This is a genomic window from Pseudomonas sp. FG35 (assembly GCF_057809295.1).
The window spans coordinates 250490-270155 of the sequence record NZ_JBMDJR010000002.1; the positions used below are offsets into that span (position 1 = coordinate 250490).

15 protein-coding genes and 1 pseudogene are annotated in these 19666 nt (G+C 60.0%); 9 read left to right on the forward strand and 7 right to left on the reverse strand.

Translation table 11 applies throughout. The annotated features are described in order from the left end of the window. Positions 1-39 precede the first annotated feature (39 nt). On the forward strand, positions 40-3471 hold the full coding sequence (locus tag ACODTD_RS05225; protein WP_221615061.1) for a dermonecrotic toxin domain-containing protein: 3432 nt from the start codon (positions 40-42) through the stop codon (positions 3469-3471). Between the two features lie 15 nt (positions 3472-3486). Here the strand turns inward: ACODTD_RS05225 and ACODTD_RS05230 are convergent, their stop codons facing one another. Further along, positions 3487-4281, reverse strand: coding sequence for an IclR family transcriptional regulator (locus ACODTD_RS05230; protein WP_011332513.1), 795 nt, complete (start codon positions 4279-4281; stop codon positions 3487-3489). A gap of 163 nt (positions 4282-4444) precedes the next feature. Here ACODTD_RS05230 and hmgA point away from each other — a divergent pair, with 163 nt between their 5' ends. The 4 genes from hmgA (at position 4445) to ACODTD_RS05250 (ending at position 9178) form a co-directional block, all read left to right on the forward strand. Next, positions 4445-5740 (forward strand): homogentisate 1,2-dioxygenase, encoded by a 1296-nt coding sequence (gene hmgA, locus ACODTD_RS05235; protein WP_221615062.1) that lies wholly within the window; start codon positions 4445-4447, stop codon positions 5738-5740. A gap of 3 nt (positions 5741-5743) precedes the next feature. Beyond that, positions 5744-7048: a fumarylacetoacetase gene (gene fahA, locus ACODTD_RS05240; protein ID WP_011332515.1), complete on the forward strand. Its 1305-nt coding sequence runs from the start codon at positions 5744-5746 to the stop codon at positions 7046-7048. A gap of 12 nt (positions 7049-7060) precedes the next feature. Further along, on the forward strand, positions 7061-7699 hold the full coding sequence (maiA, locus tag ACODTD_RS05245; protein WP_011332516.1) for a maleylacetoacetate isomerase: 639 nt from the start codon (positions 7061-7063) through the stop codon (positions 7697-7699). Between the two features lie 81 nt (positions 7700-7780). Continuing rightward, positions 7781-9178, forward strand: coding sequence for an MFS transporter (locus tag ACODTD_RS05250; protein WP_011332517.1), 1398 nt, complete (start codon positions 7781-7783; stop codon positions 9176-9178). On the opposite strand, the gene ACODTD_RS05255 is transcribed toward ACODTD_RS05250, so the two are convergent. Next, positions 9102-9905, reverse strand: a complete 804-nt coding sequence (locus ACODTD_RS05255; protein ID WP_011332518.1) for a SirB1 family protein — start codon at positions 9903-9905, stop codon at positions 9102-9104. The two genes, ACODTD_RS05250 and ACODTD_RS05255, sit on opposite strands and share 77 nt — an antisense overlap. A 184-nt stretch (positions 9906-10089) precedes the next feature. Between ACODTD_RS05255 and ACODTD_RS05260 the strand changes: the two genes are divergently transcribed. Then, the gene (locus ACODTD_RS05260) at positions 10090-11109 is read left to right on the forward strand and encodes a Glu/Leu/Phe/Val dehydrogenase family protein (RefSeq protein ID WP_011332519.1); all 1020 of its coding nucleotides are present in this window, start codon (positions 10090-10092) and stop codon (positions 11107-11109) included. Positions 11110-11264: 155 nt separating this feature from the next. On the opposite strand, the pseudogene ACODTD_RS05265 reads toward ACODTD_RS05260, so the two are convergent. Then, a pseudogene (locus tag ACODTD_RS05265) lies at positions 11265-11522 on the reverse strand (YebG family protein); the annotation flags it as partial. 293 nt (positions 11523-11815) lie between these two features. Here ACODTD_RS05265 and ACODTD_RS05270 point away from each other — a divergent pair. Then, on the forward strand, positions 11816-12316 hold the full coding sequence (locus ACODTD_RS05270; RefSeq protein WP_007957255.1) for a phosphate-starvation-inducible protein PsiE: 501 nt from the start codon (positions 11816-11818) through the stop codon (positions 12314-12316). Here the strand turns inward: ACODTD_RS05270 and ACODTD_RS05275 are convergent. The 3 genes from ACODTD_RS05275 to ACODTD_RS05285 all read right to left on the reverse strand — a co-directional run bounded on the left by ACODTD_RS05275 (position 12313) and on the right by ACODTD_RS05285 (position 15571). After that, positions 12313-12630 (reverse strand): DUF3509 domain-containing protein, encoded by a 318-nt coding sequence (locus tag ACODTD_RS05275; protein WP_489104585.1) that lies wholly within the window; start codon positions 12628-12630, stop codon positions 12313-12315. The genes ACODTD_RS05270 and ACODTD_RS05275 overlap by 4 nt on opposite strands. A 199-nt stretch (positions 12631-12829) precedes the next feature. After that, positions 12830-14131 carry an HAAAP family serine/threonine permease gene (locus tag ACODTD_RS05280; protein WP_489104586.1) on the reverse strand — a complete coding sequence of 434 codons (1302 nt, stop codon included), beginning with the start codon at positions 14129-14131 and terminating at the stop codon, positions 12830-12832. Positions 14132-14194: 63 nt separating this feature from the next. Then, positions 14195-15571 (reverse strand): L-serine ammonia-lyase, encoded by a 1377-nt coding sequence (locus ACODTD_RS05285; RefSeq protein WP_011332522.1) that lies wholly within the window; start codon positions 15569-15571, stop codon positions 14195-14197. A gap of 135 nt (positions 15572-15706) precedes the next feature. Here ACODTD_RS05285 and ACODTD_RS05290 point away from each other — a divergent pair, with 135 nt between their 5' ends. Both ACODTD_RS05290 and ACODTD_RS05295 read left to right on the forward strand, forming a co-directional pair. Next, positions 15707-16654, forward strand: a complete 948-nt coding sequence (locus ACODTD_RS05290; RefSeq protein ID WP_011332523.1) for a LysR substrate-binding domain-containing protein — start codon at positions 15707-15709, stop codon at positions 16652-16654. Positions 16655-16854: 200 nt separating this feature from the next. Further along, positions 16855-17262 carry an HPF/RaiA family ribosome-associated protein gene (locus ACODTD_RS05295; RefSeq protein ID WP_011332524.1) on the forward strand — a complete coding sequence of 136 codons (408 nt, stop codon included), beginning with the start codon at positions 16855-16857 and terminating at the stop codon, positions 17260-17262. A gap of 70 nt (positions 17263-17332) precedes the next feature. Here ACODTD_RS05295 and fecA read toward each other — a convergent pair whose 3' ends face one another. Continuing rightward, the gene (gene fecA / locus ACODTD_RS05300) at positions 17333-19666 is read right to left on the reverse strand and encodes a TonB-dependent Fe(3+) dicitrate receptor FecA (RefSeq protein ID WP_489104587.1); all 2334 of its coding nucleotides are present in this window, start codon (positions 19664-19666) and stop codon (positions 17333-17335) included.

A 19666-nucleotide genomic window follows, 5' to 3' on the forward strand; every position in this document is an offset into this window, starting at 1 on the left:
GAGTTGCTTTCGTTTTGTATGACATACAGGATGTGCCCAATGGGGATGATGTTTAAAGAATCAATGGTTGACGCTGTTTTGGATAATCCGGATGGGCAAGTTGCGCTGGATGACGCACGGCGTGCGGGGGAAGAGTTGAGGGGGATGCTGGAACGTTCTCCTTCCCTGAGAGAAGTTGTACGAAAAAGGCTTTCGGAACGATTCGAACGATTGGGGAAGTCTCTTGATGTGGAGCGTTTGTATATCAATGCCGGTTCTGATCAATATGAAATCGAGAGCAGGCCGTCCGGTTCCATACTTGATGTTTTTTTTGATCTCCTGAAGCGTGCTGTTTATCCGTCTTATATCCAGAATCATGACTTTGTCTATTTGAGCCCGGGTACAACAGATGCGCGCTTGAAAATCGAGAGTTTAAAGATTGTCGACGTCGAGGACGTTTTGACTCAGGCGTTACAACAGTTGGCCAGTGATCAGGCGAGCGCCTCGCGTCAATATTGGAGCAGTTCAATTCGCAGCCAGTCCGGGGAGTTGACAACTCACAAAGTATTGTTGGAAGCGGCGTTTGCCGAAGCATTGCGGGCCGAGTTGGCTCTGACGGAAGTAGCAGGTTCGCTCAAGAGTTATCAGGCACTGCGTGCCAGGGAGATGTTGAGGATGGACTCGCCCGGTGCGTATAAAATCAGTATTCGCGCGACATCCGGTATTGCGCGGGATCTGGCGTCTGGCTTTGTCATGTCCTATTCCAGCATCGCAGATTCTGAGGTCAAGCTGTCCAGCGATGCTTATGGCTGGTTCCTTTATACCCCGGACAAGGGTTTCGAATATTTCTCCAGCAGTTCCGACTTGCATGCAGCACTGTGCAGCCGACTGGCAGTCGCGCCTGATGCCATCAGGTATCCGGCATTGTCAGTCAGCCTGTTCACACACTGCGTGGACAGCAGGCTCAAGGAGCAGGAGACACACTTTGCTGCACGGCTCAGATCCGGTGAGCAACGCCAGGAAGGATTTGTCCAGGAACTGGAAAAAATTCATCAGGTCTTTGCGATGCATTCGGATCTGAACCAACGGATCGGCGCTCTGCGCGTACTCGTCAAGCGTCTGACGTGGCCAGACTGGTTAAAATCGGCCGGTGAGTCTGTAGGTCATGCTTACGAAACCCTGGAGGCTTCGAAAGAAGGGTATGAATTCGAGCACGCCCAGGTATTCGATACGCTGTTCTCACTGCGTCATTTCGCCGTAGAACATTTCGGTGCCTGGTGTGAAAGCGCATTGGGCATGCGTCTGGACCCGGATGCGATCAAGGTCCACAGCCTGCACCGGATCAAGGTCGGCGGACGCACGATCGAGCAGGAGGACACTTGCACCCTGACCGAGTTCATCGTTATCGGCCTGCAGGATGCCGGCAACCGCGCGAGCCTGCGCATAGAGGGTGCTCCGGCAGATAGCGGGTTGACCGTCGCCAGACTGGAAGGCTGGTTATCCAATCGGGACCTGCGCGTGGAGTTCAGCAATTCCCTGCCGTCCGACAGTCCGCAAATGTTTCGCGAGTCCTACTTCAATTATCTGCACAGTCAGGCGGAGTTCGCACTGTTCGTTGCCCAACATTCTGCAGTTTTCAATGAAGCAGATGCTGCATTGATCAAACGCACGTTGCAGGGTGACCCTTCCGTGGAAATTCGCGGAGTGAAACTGAAATCTCGACCTTCGATTTTGCAAGACGTGCTGTTGTTCGTTTCGCGCACAACAAGTACTCGTTACGCGTTGATGAAAATGCCCCATGGTCAATTCGAATTCGTGAAGTTTGCCGACATTTACCAGTTCAATCGCTGGCTGGAGTCTATGTTGTCGGATAATCGCGCGTATGCCGAATCATTGATCCCGCCTGACGACCTGGCCACTGCCGGCCAACTGATGGGAGGAGGATCTACCGCACTGCATTACATGTATGAACTGGATCCTTTGCCGGGTTACATGGCTCTGAAGGCGGGTGAGCCGTTATTCGGTTATAGCGAAGTGGCTTATGCGAATGAAGCAGGCCGTGTTCGAGCGCTGGCACCTCCAGCCTACACCTATGCGGGAATAGCGGCGCGGCAAAGATATGTGCGCCTCAGTACTGAACTCAGGGCATTGTCGATGGTGAACTCCCGGGATAATGGCTTTCCGACTTTTGAGCAATTTACCCGTGCCCTGATCAAACAAAGGATTGAAGAATTACTGCTTTCTCGTGGTCAGACGGTTCAAGTCGATCCCGATAAAATCATGATTCAGACCGACGATTTTCATCTGGATCTGACCACTGTCCTGATTGAAGGCCATAACTTCGACGTCCCCGAGACGCCCGGTCGGACGCCTGATGAGAATCCGAAGTTCTACGTGACCGGTGGACACCCTTCGATTGAAAAACTGGATATCAGGGATCTTTCCAGCTGGTCGGAAACCTTGCGTCCTGGGAATCACTACACCCGTCTTTTGCAAAACGACTATCTGGACCGGAAACATCCGGGCTATGAGTTCAAGCGGGCTGTGCATGCCACAAAAATCCGCTGCGAGATGCACTTCGACGCCTGTCATCAGTATTTCTCCGGGAACCTCTCTACGGAAGTCTTCAAAGGGATTCAACGCCTGGTCGACAACCTGAGCGAGACCGCCGGCACGGATGGCTCTCCGTTTCCATCGAATACAAACGAGGGGATCTACAAGTTCCGCCTGCTGAGCCGGCGAATCGTCGAAGGTGTTTATATTTTCCGGATGTCCATTAATGGAAAATTCCATGACTATCTTTACACGCCCAATGCGCCTGACGGTGTGAGTTTCCGTTCGCTCAACGAGTTTGTCGGCTCCATTCGTTACCGTTATGGGCCTTTCCGTGATTACTACACGGCGAGGGTGAAGATTGACGACCGCAAGGTTGTGGATGATTACTTCGACAACCTTGTTGCCACGGTCAATGCCGTCGCACCACCTCAACCCGAAGGCCAGGTACGGTTGCTGGGTCTCTCTATGCTTCATGACGACAGTATCTATCGCGTTCTCAGCGATATTGACGCACGAACCACAAGTCTGAATGAGGTCATAGCCGGTCTGGTGTATGACAATGTGATTTTTGCCGCCAACATTATCAGTCTTGTGATTCCTCCCGTTGGGGTAGTGGTCACCGCCGTGGAAGTGTTCAAGAGCCTTTATGACGGTGCCAGAGCGTATGAGCAGGGTGATTACTCATCCGCCTTTGGCCACGGAAAATCCGCGCTGATCGGATTGGTGAGTCTCGGAAAGGCAGCCGCAGCCGGCAAACCGGTCAAGGTGACACAGGCTCAGAAGAGTTTGTTTGACCTGGGCAAGGATGCCAGGACCGTGGTGGGCTGGATGGCCCAGGCCACAGGGCAGAAGTTGGGAGAAAAGCGCCTGATCGAAATCATCGAGCAATTGATGAAGGATCATCAGAGCCGCAGGAGTCAGACCACCGTCCTGTGACAGGCGGATCGAGCCTCAAGCGTCTAGTGCTTGAGGCTCATGACCCATCCGCCAGCTCACGGCCCGCGTCGCAGCCAATAACCGCTGCGCCGCCGGGCCGTTTTCGTCGGCATGAAACAGCGAGGTCGGGCCGACGATGGTCAACACCGCAGCGACCTGTCCGAGGGCGTTGAACACCGGTGCCGACAAGGCATCCACACCGGGCATCAGCAAGCCGTGGACATGATGCAGACCGCGTTCGCGGATCTGTTCGCACAACGCCTCATAAGCTTTTTCGTCCGCCAGCGGTTGGCCGCCGCTGGCGATTTCCTGTTCGCGCAATTCATCGGTTTCCCGGTGCGGCAGGTACGCGGCGAAGACCAGACCGGTGGAGGAACTGAGCAGCGGCAATACCGAGCCCAGTTGCGTCACTACCGTTACCGCGCGCACCGCCGGTTCGATGTGCACCACGGTCGCGCCCTGATTGCCCCACACCGCGAGGAAACAGGTTTCGTTGAGTTCGTCGCGCAACTCGGCCAGCGGCAGGGCGGCGACTTTCAGCACGTCCATACTGTTGAGTGCGGCCAGGCCCACGCGCAGCGCTTCGCGGCCGAGGCCGTAATGGTTGGTGGCGGTGTTCTGTTCGGCGAAACCGCTGGCGATCAAGGCCTGCAGATAACGGTGAACCTTGCTCGCCGGCATCTGCACATGTTCGGCCAGACGCGACAGCGAAGTGGACGGCGACAACTCGGCCAGGGCCTTGAGGATGTCGGTGCCGACTTCGGCGGAGCGGACTTTCTGTTTGCCGTTGCTGTCGCTGGTCTTTTCCATGGTGCTGCCGTGTCCCGGAACGAATGGGCGTCTTTATAGCTTGACGCTGGATAGCGAGCAAATTACGTTATGCGTAATTGAATTACGATAAAAATAACCCCGGCGTGCCAAGACCTCTGATCCAGAGCGTCCGGCCATGCCGACGCCCTGTTCAGGAGGCTCCATGAACCTCGATTCAGCCCTGGCTTACCAGTCCGGTTTCGGCAACGAATTCAGCTCCGAAGCGTTGCCCGGCGCACTGCCCGTCGGCCAGAACTCCCCGCAGAAAGCCCCGTACGGTCTGTACACCGAACTGTTCTCCGGCACCGCGTTCACCATGACCCGCAGCGAAGCGCGGCGTACGTGGATGTACCGGATCCAGCCGTCGGCCAATCACCCGGCATTCGTCAAACTGGAGCGGCAACTGGCGGGCGGCCCGTTGGGTGAAGTGACCCCCAATCGCCTGCGCTGGAACCCGCTGGACCTCCCGACCGAACCGACCGACTTCATCGACGGTCTGGTGAGCATGGCGGCCAACTCCGGCGCCGACAAACCGGCCGGCATCAGCATCTATCACTATGGCGCCAACCGTTCGATGGAGCGCGTGTTCTTCAACGCCGACGGCGAGCTGCTGCTGGTACCGCAACTGGGTCGCTTGCGCATCGCCACCGAACTGGGTGTGCTGGACGTGGCGCCGCTGGAAATCGCCGTGTTGCCACGGGGCCTGAAATTCCGCGTCGAACTGCTCGACCCGCAAGCACGCGGGTACGTCGCCGAGAACCATGGCGCGCCACTGCGCCTGCCGGACCTGGGGCCGATCGGCAGCAACGGCCTGGCCAATCCACGGGATTTCCTGACCCCGGTCGCCGCCTACGAAAACCTGCAACAACCGACCACCCTGGTGCAGAAATTCCTCGGCCAGTTGTGGGGTACCGAACTCAATCACTCGCCGCTGAACGTGGTCGCCTGGCACGGCAACAACGTGCCGTACAAGTATGACCTGCGCCGCTTCAACACCATCGGCACCGTCAGTTTCGATCACCCTGACCCATCGATCTTCACCGTGCTGACCTCGCCGACCAGCGTCCACGGTCTGGCCAACCTCGACTTCGTGATCTTCCCGCCGCGCTGGATGGTGGCCGAGAACACCTTCCGTCCGCCGTGGTTCCACCGCAACCTGATGAATGAATTCATGGGCCTGATCCAGGGCGAATACGACGCCAAGGCCGAAGGTTTCTTGCCCGGCGGCGCGTCCCTGCACAGCTGCATGAGCGCCCACGGCCCGGACGGCGAGACCTGCACCAAAGCTATCAACGCGGACCTCAAACCGGCGAAGATCGACAACACCATGGCCTTCATGTTCGAGACCAGCCAGGTGCTGCGCCCAAGCCGCTTCGCCCTCGACTGCCCGCAATTGCAATCCACTTACGACGCCTGCTGGGCCACGCTGCCCGCCACGTTCGATCCGACCCGGAGATAACCCATGACTCAGAATTCCATCACCCGCAGTTGGGTCGCCTCGGCCAACGGTCACGCGGATTTCCCATTGCAGAACCTGCCGCTGGGCGTATTCAGCACCAACGGTTCGGCACCGCGCGCGGGCGTGGCGATTGGCGAACACATCTTCGATCTGCAAGTGGCGCTGGAATCCGGTCTGTTCGACGGCGCCGCGCGCAGTGCAGTCGAAGCCATGCGCGGCGGTCAGTTGAACGCGTTCTTCGAACTCGGCCGCGACGCCCGCGCTGCCTTGCGCGAGCGTCTGCTGGAACTGTTCAGCGAAGGCAGCACTCACCGCGGCAACATTGAAGCCCAGGGCGCAAAACTGCTGCCACTGGCCGCCGATTGCCAGCTGCACCTGCCGGCGCGCATCAGTGACTACACCGACTTCTACGTCGGCATCGAACACGCGCAGAACGTCGGCAAACTGTTCCGTCCGGACAACCCGTTGCTGCCGAACTACAAACACGTGCCGATCGGCTACCACGGTCGCGCGTCCACTGTGCGCGCTTCCGGTGCCGACGTGCGCCGCCCTAAAGGCCAGACCCTGCCGGCCGGTGCGACCGAGCCGACCTTCGGCCCGTGCGCGCGGCTGGACTATGAGCTGGAACTGGGGATCTGGATCGGTCAGGGCAACGAGATGGGCGAGCCGATCGCCATTGGTGATGCCGCCGAACACATCGCCGGTTTCTGCCTGCTCAACGACTGGTCGGCCCGTGACATCCAGGCCTGGGAATACCAGCCGCTCGGCCCGTTCCTGTCCAAGAGCTTCATCACCAGCGTCTCGCCATGGGTGGTGACCGCCGAAGCGCTGGCGCCATTCCGTACCGCGCAGCCGGCGCGTCCGCAAGGTGACCCGCAGCCGCTGCCGTACCTGCTCGACAAGCGCGATCAGGAGGGTGGTGGCTTTGACATCGAGCTGGAAGTGCTGCTGCTCACCGAGAAAATGCGCGAGCAGAACCTGCCGGCCCATCGCCTGACCCTGAGCAACACCCGTTACATGTACTGGACCGTCGCGCAAATGGTCGCGCACCACAGCGTCAATGGCTGCCAGTTGCAGGCCGGTGACCTGTTCGGTTCGGGCACTTTGTCCGGCCCTGAGAACGGTCAGTTCGGCAGCCTGCTGGAAATCACCGAGGGCGGCAAAAAGCCGATCGAACTGGCCTCCGGTGAGGTGCGCAAATTCCTTGAGGACGGCGACGAAATCATCCTGCGCGCCCGCTGCGCCCGCGAAGGTTTTGCCTCCATCGGTTTCGGCGAATGCCGTGGCACCGTGCTGGCGGCGCGCTGACAGGAGCGGCTCATGGATCTCTACACCTATTACCGTTCCACCTCGTCGTACCGGGTGCGGATTGCGCTGGCGCTCAAGGGCCTCGACTATCAGGCGTTGCCGGTCAACCTGATCGCACCGCCCGGTGGCGAGCATCGGCAACCGGCGTACCTGGCGATCAATCCCCAGGGCCGGGTGCCGGCGCTGCGCACTGACGATGGCAAGTTGCTGATTCAGTCGCCGGCGATCATCGAGTATCTGGAGGAGCGTTATCCACAGGTGCCGTTGTTGCCCGAAGACCTCGTTGCCCGCGCCCGGGTGCGCGGTGTGGCGGCGGTGATCGGCTGCGACGTGCATCCGCTGCACAACGTCAGCGTGCTCAATCGCCTGCGCGGTCTGGGGCATGACGAGCCGCAGGTCAACGAGTGGATCGGCCACTGGATCAGTCAGGGGCTGGCGACGGTGGAGCAGTTGATCGGCGACAGCGGCTTCTGTTTCGGCGAGTGGCCGTGTGTGGCGGACGTGTACCTGATTCCGCAGTTGTACGCGGCCGAGCGTTTCAATGTTTCGCTGGAGGCGTATCCACGGATTCGTCGGGTGGCTGCGTTGGCTGCTGAACATCCGGCGTTCATTGCGGCGCATCCGGCGAATCAGCCGGACACGCCGAAGTAGCATTTGATGGCTCCCGTGCAGCGCACGGGAGCCATTACGGTTACCCGCAAAAAATCATAAAAACAAAACAGGTACCTTGCGATGCATAACCAGATTGCCAGCTTTCGGGCGGCACTCGACGCCCGTCCTGTGTCCCGCTTTCAGTGGTTGCTCCTGATTCTTCTCGCCTTGCTGCTGGTCACCGACGGCTATGACGCCCAGGTGCTCGGTTACGTGGTGCCGGCACTGGCGCAGGACTGGGGCCTGGAAAAATCCGCATTCGGTCCGGTATTCAGCGCCAACCTTCTGGGCCTGACCCTCGGTTCGCTCGCCGTGACGCCGCTGGCCGATCGCTTCGGCGTTCGACGGATTCTGCTCGCCTGCGTGCTGATCTACGCCAGCCTCACCGTGCTGATGGTGTTCGCCGATTCCCTGAATACCCTGATGATCGCGCGTTTCATCTGCGGCATCGGCATGGGCGGCGCGATGCCCAGCGCCATGGCGTTGATGTCGGAATATTCACCGCCACGCCTGCGTACGCTGATGGTGACGCTGGCGGCCTGCGGTTTTTCTTTCGGCGGTGCGGCGGGTGGTTTTGTCGCGGCCGGTTTCATTGACCGTTTCGGTTGGCAAGCGGTGTTCCTCGCCGGCGGTGTCACGCCGTTGCTGTTGTTCCCGTTTCTCTGGTGGATGCTGCCGGAATCCTTGCCACGACTGCTGCGTGACGCACCACCCTATGCGCGCCTGCGCAAAGTCACCGCGCGAATGCTGCCAGACTGGCAACCGCCCGCCGCATCGGTTGAGCAGAATGAGCGCGAGCAGGGCAGCAAACTGACCGTGGTGGAGTTGTTCCGCAATGGTTACGCCCGTCCGACCTTGCTGATCTGGGCGACGTTTTTCGTCAGCCTGATCCTGCTGTATTTCATGATCAGCTGGCTGCCGTCGCTGCTGCTCGAAAGCGGGCTGAAACTCAATGAAGCGAACCTGGTGACGTCGATGTTCCTGTTCGCCGGCACGCTCGGCGCGATCTGCATGGCGTGGTTCGCCGACCGCTTGAAAAGCAAGGTGCGACTGCTGTCCGGCGTGTTGGCCGGCGCGGCGGTGTGCACGATCCTGCTGGGCCTGAACCACGACAATCCGCGTTATCTGGTGGCCTGTGTGTTTACGGCGGGGTTTTGCATCATTGGCGGGCAACTGACGCTCAATGCGTTCGCCAGCAATTTCTATCCGGCCCACGTGCGCGCTACCGGCACCGGCTGGGCATTGGGAGTAGGGCGGTTCGGCTCGATTCTCGGGCCGCTGTTCGGCAGCCTGTTGCTGGCAACGCACATTCCGGTGGAGCAGATTTTCTTCTTCTGCGCGATTCCGGCGGTGATTGCGGCGTTGCTGATCATTCAGGTGCGTTCGCCAGCCACTGCGCTTTTCAGTGGACAACCGCGTTCGGTGGCAGATGGCCCAGCCGTTCCGTCAGGCGAAGTCGCTGAATCGGGTCGTCGCTGAGCAATAGCGCATGCTCCAGATCGAAACGCTCGGCGTTCGGGCAATCGAGACGCTGGTACAGACTGGCCCGCGCCAGGTAGTCGGCGGCGCTGGCGTTGCCCAGCTCGAGCACGCGCTCGGCATCGATCAGCGCCGCGATGAAGTCGTCGTGGGTCAGGTGCAACTGGCGCAGGTTGCGTGACAGACGCTGAAGCATTTGCAGAGGAGTGGCAGTCAGCAGGTGGTCGGCGTTGAGTTTCATCTGATGGCCGTACTGGCGATGCAGCAGTTCGCGGCAATCGTTCGGATACAGACGTCGTCCGCCGCACGGATCGAGCAGGTGATCGGCCCCGGGAACCTTGAGCAGGAAATGCCCGGGGAAGTTCACGCCAACCAGCGGAATCTCCAGACCACGGGCCAGTTCCAGAGCGATCAGTGCCAGCGCCAGCGGCTGGCCGCGTTTGGTCTGCATGACTTTGTGCACCATCGCTGCCTGTGGGCGCAACGGTACGAAATCATCCTGGGCAAACCCCAGATCGGTCATGCGCCGCAGCAGCGGTTGCGCCAGCTCGCTGACCGGCAGCAACGGCAAGCCATAGCTGACCCGCTGCTGCAGTTCCTTGAATTCCTGCAACAGCGCTTCGGGATCGGCTTGTTTGTCGTGCTCGGCGGCCATCCACAACGCCGCTTCGAACAGCGCGGGCGGTGAACGGTGCAGACAATCGAAGAAACGTTGGCGCGGACTCATCTAAATCTCCGGGGCATGCCTCGTTTTAGCCCCGTCTTTGCCATTCGTCCAGTGCCGGGCCGCGCTGCCATCGGGTTATGCCACAACCCTGTAATCGGTGGCGGCGCTTATTCCGGTGCGCTTCAGCAATTTTCGGGCGCAAGCCTATACTGGCGTCTACCAGAAGTGATTCGGGAGCCTGCCGATGTTCGCTCTCATGCAAAGCACTCGCCTGGAATCGCTGCACCTTAGCGTTGATCCGGTGTCCGGATTGAAGGCGGTCATTGCCATCCATAACAGTCGCCTCGGGCCAGCCCTGGGCGGGTGTCGTTATCTTGCCTATCCGAACGACGAATCCGCAGTCGAGGATGCCATACGCCTGGCCCAGGGCATGAGCTACAAGGCCGCATTGGCTGGTCTCGCCCAAGGCGGTGGGGTGGCCGTGATCGTGCGGCCGGCCCACGTGGAAAACCGCGCCGCACTGTTCGAAGCCTTCGGCCGTTGCATCGATCAGCTCGACGGGCGCTACATCACCGCCATCGACAGCGGCACTTCGGTGGCGGACATGGATTGCATCGCCCAGCAGACCCAGCATGTCACCAGTACCACCTCGGCCGGCGACCCTGCACCGCATGCGGCGATGGGCGTGTTCACCGGGATTCGCGCCACGGCCATGGCGCGGTTGGGCAGCGACAATCTCGAAGGCTTGCGCGTGGCGATTCAGGGGCTGGGCAACGTCGGTTATGCCCTCGCTGAACAGCTGCACGCTGCCGGTGCCGAACTATTGGTCAGCGACATCGACCACGGCAAAGTGCAACTGGCGATGGAGCAGCTCAACGCCCATCCGATCGCCAACGACGCGTTGCTCAGCACGCCATGCGACATTCTCGCGCCGTGCGGTTTGGGCGGTGTGCTCAACAGCCACACGGTCACCCAGTTGCGCTGCTCGGCGGTGGCGGGTTCGGCCAACAATCAGCTGACGCACCTGGACGTCGCCGATCAACTGGAACGGCGCGGCATCCTGTATGCGCCGGATTACGTGATCAATGCCGGCGGGCTGATCTACGTTTCCCTCAAGCATCGGGGCGAAGAGCTGACGACCATCACTGCGCACCTGTCGAAGATCAGCTCGCGCCTTACCGAAGTCTTCGCCCACGCCCAGGCGGAAAAACGTTCACCCGCGCGGGTGGCTGACGAACTGGCGGAAAAGGTGTTGTACCGCTGAGATTCGTCCGGGCATGAAAAAGCCCCTGAGTCTTTCAACTCAGGGGCTATTCAATTCAGAGGCTTCAATTACTTCGCAGCCTTTGCCGCTTTGGCAGGTTTGGCTGGCGCTTCTACCGGTTCAGCCACGTCTGCTGGCTCGGTTGCCACAACCGGTGCAGCCGGTGCGTTGATTAGCTCCGACAGGGCATCAGGCTGGCTCTTGAACGCCCGGGCGAATACATCGCGGTTCTTCGCCATGAAGATCCCAACTTCTTCCACTTGCTGCTCGCTCAACGATGGAACGGCTTTTTCCAGCACTTCGGCCAATAGTTCGGCCAGTTCGAGCATTTTGTCATGACGGTCAGCTTCGGCTTTATCCATGAACAAGCGCTCCAGATCTCGGCTGCTGCGGTATACCACTTCGACGGCCATTCACCACCTCACATGCCTTCACATTAAGTTGTCTTCGCGACTACTGTATCTATATACAGCGAAAAGGATAAGCGAATCCCTGCGCTTTGGGTAGTGGCTTTTCAATGTAGACCGGATTCGGATTTTGTCAGCCCGACGCCTGCGCACAGGTGCGACCAAACGCCACGGCGCGGGTTTCGCGGCGGCTCGCCATGATGGCGTGGCCTCTTTTCTGCATGCATCTGCGTACGTGCGCAATAACCGTCACGTCCAGCAAGCAACATCCGCTCGAACCGGGCTAAGGAACCTTCATCGTGAAAATCAACTGGGCCGAGAAACTGCGGCAAAACGTGCATCAACTGGCCGAGTCCCTGGGCAACCTGTTCGTCGAGACCTTCCATTACCTGGCGCTGTTCGCCATTGGTGCGGTAACCGCCTGGGCGGCGGTGATGGAATTTCTCGGGATGCTCGAGGAAGGGCACATCAAGATCGATGACATTCTGTTGCTGTTCATCTATCTGGAACTGGGGGCGATGGTCGGGATTTACTTCAAGACCAACCACATGCCGGTGCGCTTCCTGATCTACGTGGCGATTACGGCACTGACGCGCCTGCTGATCTCCAACGTCTCGCACCACAATCCGCCGGACATGGGGATCATTTACCTGTGCGGCGGGATTCTGCTGCTCGCATTCTCGATTCTGGTGGTGCGTTACGCCTCCTCGCAGTTTCCTTCGGTGAAAATCGAGAACCCGCACCGCAAGATCGGCACGGGCTCCAGTGAACATCCGGAAGTGGAGAAGGGCGAACTCTAAAGGCCGGCCGTTGGCCGGGGCTGATGTTTGGCCTGACGCGGTGGCGGAGTGATTGCGTCACCGCGGGTCATGGCGTCGAGTACCGCCATGGCGCTGTGGCCCTGCTCGATGGCGATGCCGAACTGAATGCTTTGCACCAGGCGCTTCAGGCGCTTGGGATCATTGCGCTGTTCGGCGCTGATCATCCGTTTGGCGACGATCCGGCCGCCATTGGAGAGGGTCAGCATGATGCTGCCGTCGAGGCCCTGAATGCTCAGGTTGATCTGATAGTCCGGCGCAAAGGCATCGGTAATGATCTGAAAAGGATTGTCCATGATGCGTCACCGCCTGATTGAACGTGCAGTTGTTGACCGGCCTTGATCGGGTTGGTTCGCCAAACCTGACCATCGGCCCTTCCGTGGTCCTGTCTCCTTCAGCGATGTAGCAAGGGACATGCCGGGAATATTGTCGAACAATGAAACCGGCCAAAAAGAAGGCGAGCCCATGGCTCGCCTTCTTCGTTTACGGCCCGTTTCAGGGCAGAACCGAGTAGATGATCGCTGACAGTGCAATCAGGCCGATCAGCACCACGAACACGTTCGACACCTGGCCCGAATACTGGCGCAAGGCTGGCACACGGCGGATTGCGTACATCGGCATCAGGAACAACAGGCAGGCAATCACCGGCCCGCCAAGAGTTTCGATCATGCCGAGGATGCTCGGGTTGAAGGTCGCCACGGCCCAGCAGCTGAGAATCATGAACAGTGCGGTCGCACGGTTCAGCCAGCTCGCCGACATCACCCGGCCACGGCTGCGCAGGCTTTTGACGATCATGCCCTGAAAGCCTTCGCTGGCGCCGATGTAATGGCCGAGGAAGGATTTGGTGATCGCCACCAGCGCAATCAGCGGCGCGGCGTAAGCGATGACCGGAGTCTGGAAGTGGTTGGCCAGGTACGACAGGATCGAGATGTTTTGCGCCTTGGCCGCTGCCAGGTTCGCCGGCGACAGCGCCAGCACGCAACTGAAGCAGAAGAACATCACGGTCACCACCATCATGCCGTGGGCCATGGCGAGGATGCCGCTGCTCTTGCGCTCGGCCTGGTCGCCGTAGCGTTGTTTCTGCTCGACGGCGAACGCAGAGATGATCGGCGAATGGTTGAACGAGAACACCATCACGGGGATCGCCAGCCACAGGGTCTTGAGGAACACCGACATTTCCATCGGTTCTTGAGCACTGGCGAAGAACGCGCCGTTCCAGTTCGGAATCAGGCTGAAGCCGAGCAACAGCAGCGCGGCGACGAACGGATACACCAGCACGCTCATGGCTTTGACGATCACGCTCTGACCGCAGCGGACGATGGCCATCAGACCGAGGATCAACGCCAGCGACAGTACCGCTCGCGGTGGCGGGGCGATGTGCAATTGATGTTCGAGGAAGCTGCTGAGGGTGTTGGTCAGCGCCACGCTGTACACCAGCAGGATCGGGAAGATCGCGAAGAAATACAGCAGCGTGATCAGCTTGCCGGCACCGATGCCGAAGTGTTCTTCCACCACTTCGGTGATGTCACCGGAGCGGCCGGACAGCACGAAGCGGGTCAGGCCACGGTGCGCGAAGAAGGTCATCGGGAACGCCAGCAACGCCAGGATCAGCAACGGCCAGAAGCCGCCAACACCGGCGTTGATCGGCAGGAACAAGGTGCCGGCACCAATGGCCGTGCCGTACAGGCCGAGCATCCAGGTGGTGTCGAATTTGCTCCAGCCCTTGTGGGCTGTTTCGTTATTGCGTGTGCGGTCTACAGCGGGATTTTCGGCAGCAGGTGTGCGTACATCGGTCATCGTTTTTGCCTCGTTATTATTCTTGCTCGGGCTCACGTGTTACGGGCGGTCAGGGAGTGCTCCTCAGCACTCCACCCAGCTCACGGCCAGGCCGCCCCGTGAAGTCTCTTTGTATTTGTCATGCATGTCGGCGCCGGTATCGCGCATGGTGCGGATCACCCGGTCCAGGGAAATGAAGTGTTTGCCGTCGCCGCGCAGGGCCATTTGCGTGGCGTTGATCGCCTTCACCGCAGCGATGGCGTTGCGCTCGATGCACGGCACCTGCACAAGGCCGCCGACCGGGTCGCAGGTCAGGCCGAGGTTGTGTTCCAGGCCGATTTCGGCGGCGTTTTCCAGTTGCTCGGGCGTAGCGCCCAGCACATCGGCCAGACCCGCAGCGGCCATGGCGCAGGCAGAGCCGACTTCGCCCTGGCAGCCGACTTCGGCGCCGGAGATCGAGGCGTTTTTCTTGCACAGGATGCCGACCGCTGCCGCGCCCAGAAAGAACGCGACCACGTCGTCGTCGGACGCGTCCGGATTGAATTTCATGTAGTAGTGCAGAACGGCCGGAATGATCCCGGCAGCGCCGTTGGTCGGCGCGGTCACCATGCGCCCGCCGGCAGCGTTTTCTTCGTTGACGGCGAGGGCGAACAGGTTGACCCACTCCATCGCCGACAGGGTCGAACTGATGACGTTCGGCTTGCCGATTTCCAGCAGGCTACGGTGCAATTTCGCAGCGCGGCGGGGAACATTCAGACCGCCAGGCAGGATGCCTTCGTGACGCAGGCCTTGCTCGACGCATTCGCGCATCACCGACCAGATGTGCAGCAGGCCCTGACGGATCTCGGCGTCGCTGCGCCAGGCCCGTTCGTTGGCCATCATCAGTTCGGACACCCGCAGGTTGTGTTGCTTGCACAGCGCCAGCAGTTCGACGGCGCTGGAGAATTCGTAAGGCAACTCGACGTCGCCGGCCGGCGCTACGCCGGATTCGGCTTCGGCCGCTTCGATGATGAAACCGCCGCCGACGGAGTAGTACGTTTGCTCGAACAGTTGGCCGGATGCACCGAAGGCCGTCAGCGACATGGCGTTCGGGTGGTAGGGCAGGCTCTCGTCCAGCAGCAGGAGATCGTGCTGCCAGTTGAAGGCAATTGAACGTTCACCGACCAGAAACAGTTGGCCGGTCTCGCGCAGTTGCTGGATACGAGGCTCGATGGTCGACGGATCAATGCTGTCCGGCCATTCGCCCATCAAACCCATGACCGTCGCGCGGTCAGTGGCATGGCCGACACCGGTGGCCGAAAGCGAGCCGTACAAACGGATTTCCACCCGCTGCACATCGTTCAGCAAATGCTGGTCGATCAGCGCCTGGGCGAAGGTCGCGGCGGCGCGCATCGGGCCGACGGTGTGGGAACTGGACGGGCCGATGCCGACTTTGAATAGATCGAAAACACTGATAGCCATGCTAAACCCTTACAAGCAATGGAGTAGGAATCGCTGCCATTTTTTGTAGGACAAGCGCAATGTCGGCGATACTGCCTACCTCGCTTCGACGTGACTAACGAAACTTCCTAAGTAAGCCTTTAGCAGGACTAAACCATGAGTCGTCAATTGCATGCCCAGACTTACGTCTGGCTGCAGGTGTTTTCCTGTGCCGCGCGGCACCTGTCATTCACCCGTTGTGCCGAAGAACTGCACATCACGCCGGGGGCGGTGAGTCAGCAAATCCGACAGCTGGAAGAGCGGCTGGGATTTCGCCTGTTTCATCGCCGTGCGCGAGGCGTGGAGTTGAGCGCGGAAGGGCAGCGACTGGCGATCACGGTCAACGAGGCTTACGGCAGCATCGACGCGGAATTGCGTCGGCTGGATGCGGGGATGATCAGCGGGATTCTGCGGGTGCGCTCGATTCCATCGTTCCTCAGCAAATGGCTGACCCCGCGCCTGCCGCGCCTGCAACAGCGTTACCCGGACATCCAGCTGCGGCTGGTGGCCGAGGACAGCAGCGTGCCGTTGCATGAGGGGGATTTCGACCTGGCGATCGACCTGAACGACGGCAGTTATCCGGGACTGTTATCCACAGCCTTGCTCGACGAGCAGATATTTCCGGTGTGCGCACCGGGCCTGTTGCGCGGACGGCCGCCGCTGCACGGGCCGGCGGATCTGGTGCACTTCCCGCTGTTGCATGACATCACCGCTTGGCGCGGCAGCTATGAATACGCGGAGTGGGAGTTTTATCTGAATGCCATCGGTTTCGAGGGTGCCGATGTGCGGCGCGGGCACACGTTCAATCGCAACCACCTGACCATCGAAGCGGCGATTGCCGGCATGGGCGTGGCGATTGCCCGGCGCACGCTGCTCAACGACGAGCTGGAGCGAGGGACGTTGATCGTGCCGTTCGGGATTTCGGTGCCCAATCACAAGCGCTATGTCTTGCTTTATGCGCCGGGGGCCCTGAGCCATCCGGGGGTGCGGGCGGTGCATGACTGGCTGGTGGAAGAGGCGGGGATTTTTCGCAGCCTGCACCCGTTGGGTGATGGCCAATTGTGAGCAGATTTTTCGGGGTGGCGGGGCAACCCAACTCCCGACCTTACCAGCGCTTTACTCGGTTGTCCGGCTTTTTTTGCGAATGAATATTTATCTTTTTTCAGGGGTTGAAATGTTCGTCCGGCGGGCCGATTGTTGTAATCAAGAGGTCACGAAATCCTGTTCCAGGCCTCTTGCGAGCTAGCTGAAATAAGGGATGAACTATGCAAATCCAAGTCAACAGCGACAACCATATTCAAAGCAGCAAACGACTGGAGGAGTGGGTACGCACCACAATTGAGAGCACGCTCGACCGTTATGAGGAAGACCTGACCCGTGTCGAAGTCCACCTGAGCGACGAGAACGGTGACAAACCAGGTCCTCATGATTTGCGCTGCCAACTGGAAGCGCGGCCAAAAGGCCATCAACCGATTTCCGTCACCCACAAAGCCGATTCGCTGGAACAGGCGATCGATGGTGCAGCCGAAAAACTGGAGCACGCGCTGGAGCACCTGTTTGGCAAACTGCGCGGCAAACCGCGAGCCGCTGTGGTGCCATTCACAAGCAAAGCCAATGACAAGCTGTTGGCGGAGGAGTTTGACGAGAACGAACAGGCAGCGATCAACAGTTGATGCGCTGATTTTCCAAGCCACCCAATGAGAAAGGGCCTGCAATTGCAGGCCCTTTCTGTTTTCAACAGGATCAGAAAGCCACGGAGGTCTGCACGTACACCGTGCGCGGCTCGCCGACATACTTGCCCTTGTTGTTGTCATCGAACGAGCGGGTGAAGTATTGCGTGTTGAAGATGTTCTTCACCCCCACCGCCACGTTCAGGTCCGACAGCTGCGGGCCGAAGTCATAACCGGCACGGCTGCTGAACAGCATGTAGCCGGGGATCTTGCCGGTGCTGCCGTCGGCGCTTTCTTTCGAGGTGTTGGCGTTGTCGGCGAACTGGTCGCTCTGGAAGCTGCTGTCCAGGTTGAGTTTCCATGGCCCTTCGGTGTAACCGACGCCGATCGTGCCTTTGTGTTTCGACGAGAACGGCACACGATTGCCCTTGTTCGGCCCGTCTTCGCGGATGGTCGCGTTCACATAGGCGTAAGTGGCGTAAACATCGAAGCCGGCCAGCGCCGGGCTCAAGTCGTCGAGAGCATAATTGATGCTGGTCTCGATGCCCTGATGCCGGGTTTCGCCACGGGCGATCACCGAATCATTGGTCTGGTTGCTTTCGTACTGGTTGTCGAAGTTGATCAGGAACGCGCCGATTTCCGCTCGCAGGGCACCGTTGTCGTAACGGGTGCCGACTTCCCAGGTGCGGGCCTTCTCCGGTTTTACTTCGCCGCTGCTGACGCGGTTGGGCATCTGGCTGTATTGCACGCTACCGAACGAACCTTCGGTGTTGGCGTACAGGTTCCAGCTGTCGGACAGGTGATACAGCACGTTCAGCGCCGGCAGCGCGGTGTTGTAGTCACCCTTGTATTTGACGTTGGTCAGGTTGTTGGTCTGTTGCGATTCGATCATCTCGTAGCGCACACCCGGGGTGATCGTCCACTTGCCGATGTCGATCCGGTCATCGACGAAAAACGCATTGGCTTCGGTGCCGCCGCGCGTGTCGCGGTCATTGCGGCTATTGGTGGTCGGGTACTCATTGCTGCTGATCGGCGTGCGATAGCGCAGTTCGTGGCCGGCCTCGTTGATATAGCGATAGCCGACGCCGACTTCATGGCTGGTGGCGCCGAGGTCGAAGCCTTGAGCGAAACGGGTTTCCAGACCGCGAACCCAATACTCGCGCGGCGACAGGGAGAGGAAGGTGCCCTGGTCCAGATAACCGCTGCGCAGGGTCTTGGTGAAGAAAGTATTGGCGGTGAATTCGCGGCGGTCTTCCTGATAGCGGTAGCCGACATTGAACATCGTGCGACGGCCCCAGAACTGGTCTTTCGGCCGGGTCGACTGATACGGGTCGGCATCGTAATCGGCGACGTTCAGGCCGCCCGGCATGTCGGCCTTGCCTTCGTAATACTGGGCCATGGCGTTGAAGCTGTTGGCTTCGTCGAGCTGGTATTTGCCCTTGAGGATCAGGTCGTCGATTTCCGTGTCGCTGTGTTCGCGCCAGTCGCCGCCTCGAGTGCCGGAGTACAGCAGGGCGCCGCCCAGGCCGTTGGCATTGGTGCCGCCGGCCAGCAGGTTGGCGCTGGTCTTGAAGCCGTCGTGGCTGGACGATGGGCTGGTTTCGGTCTGGAAGCCGCCCTTGACGGTCGGCTCGTCCGGAATCGCCCGGGTCACAAAGTTGACCACGCCGCCGACGTTCTGCGGGCCGTAACGCACGGCGCCGCCGCCGCGCACCACGTCCACCGCATCCATGTTGCCCATGCTGATCGGCGCGAACGACAACTGCGGCTGACCGTAAGGCGCGAACGGCACCGGAATGCCGTCCATCAACACCGTCGAACGTGCGGCCAGGCGCGGGTTGAGACCGCGAATACCGAAGTTCAGCGCCATGTCGTGGCTGCCGGTGCCGTTGTTTTCCGGCGCGTTGACCCCGGGAATGCGGTTGAGCACATCGCGGGCCTGAGTCGCGCCCTGGCGTTCGAATTCTTCGCGGCGGATCACGTCACGGGCACCGGGATGTTCGAAGACGTTGACCTGCGCCGCTTCACCCAACCAGTCGCCGACCACTCTCGAGGTGTCCAGCTCCAGTGCGCCGTCGTTCGACGGTTGCAGGCTGAAGGCATTGCCACCTTCGGCGCGGGCTTGCAGACCAGTGCCTTCGAGCAGCGCGTTCAGACCTTGCTCGGCTGTGTAGCTGCCTTCTAGGCCACGGCTCTGCACGCCGCTGGTGACTTGCGAGCCGAACGAAATCAGCACACCGGCTTCACGGCCGAACTGGTTGAGGGCGTTCTCCAACGACGACGGGGCGATGTGATAAGCCTTGGTGTCGGCAGCCTGCGCAAGGGGCAGGGCGCTGAAGCTCAGGCTGGCGCCGAGGACGAGGTTACGCAGGGTTCGGGCCAGCGGCGTGAGGCGGGTGGGTTGCAT

Excerpts from the sequence above, each read along its gene's own strand:
- ACODTD_RS05225 (WP_221615061.1), top strand. The coding sequence starts at position 40 with ATGGGGATGATGTTTAAAGAATCAATGGTTGACGCTGTTTTGGATAAT.
- ACODTD_RS05230 (WP_011332513.1), bottom strand. The coding sequence starts at position 4,281 with ATGGAAAAGACCAGCGACAGCAACGGCAAACAGAAAGTCCGCTCCGCC.
- hmgA (WP_221615062.1), top strand. The coding sequence starts at position 4,445 with ATGAACCTCGATTCAGCCCTGGCTTACCAGTCCGGTTTCGGCAACGAA.
- fahA (WP_011332515.1), top strand. The coding sequence starts at position 5,744 with ATGACTCAGAATTCCATCACCCGCAGTTGGGTCGCCTCGGCCAACGGT.
- maiA (WP_011332516.1), top strand. The coding sequence starts at position 7,061 with ATGGATCTCTACACCTATTACCGTTCCACCTCGTCGTACCGGGTGCGG.
- ACODTD_RS05250 (WP_011332517.1), top strand. The coding sequence starts at position 7,781 with ATGCATAACCAGATTGCCAGCTTTCGGGCGGCACTCGACGCCCGTCCT.
- ACODTD_RS05255 (WP_011332518.1), bottom strand. The coding sequence starts at position 9,905 with ATGAGTCCGCGCCAACGTTTCTTCGATTGTCTGCACCGTTCACCGCCC.
- ACODTD_RS05260 (WP_011332519.1), top strand. The coding sequence starts at position 10,090 with ATGTTCGCTCTCATGCAAAGCACTCGCCTGGAATCGCTGCACCTTAGC.
- ACODTD_RS05275 (WP_489104585.1), bottom strand. The coding sequence starts at position 12,630 with ATGGACAATCCTTTTCAGATCATTACCGATGCCTTTGCGCCGGACTAT.
- ACODTD_RS05280 (WP_489104586.1), bottom strand. The coding sequence starts at position 14,131 with ATGACCGATGTACGCACACCTGCTGCCGAAAATCCCGCTGTAGACCGC.
- ACODTD_RS05285 (WP_011332522.1), bottom strand. The coding sequence starts at position 15,571 with ATGGCTATCAGTGTTTTCGATCTATTCAAAGTCGGCATCGGCCCGTCC.
- ACODTD_RS05290 (WP_011332523.1), top strand. The coding sequence starts at position 15,707 with ATGAGTCGTCAATTGCATGCCCAGACTTACGTCTGGCTGCAGGTGTTT.
- ACODTD_RS05295 (WP_011332524.1), top strand. The coding sequence starts at position 16,855 with ATGCAAATCCAAGTCAACAGCGACAACCATATTCAAAGCAGCAAACGA.
- fecA (WP_489104587.1), bottom strand. The coding sequence starts at position 19,666 with ATGCAACCCACCCGCCTCACGCCGCTGGCCCGAACCCTGCGTAACCTC.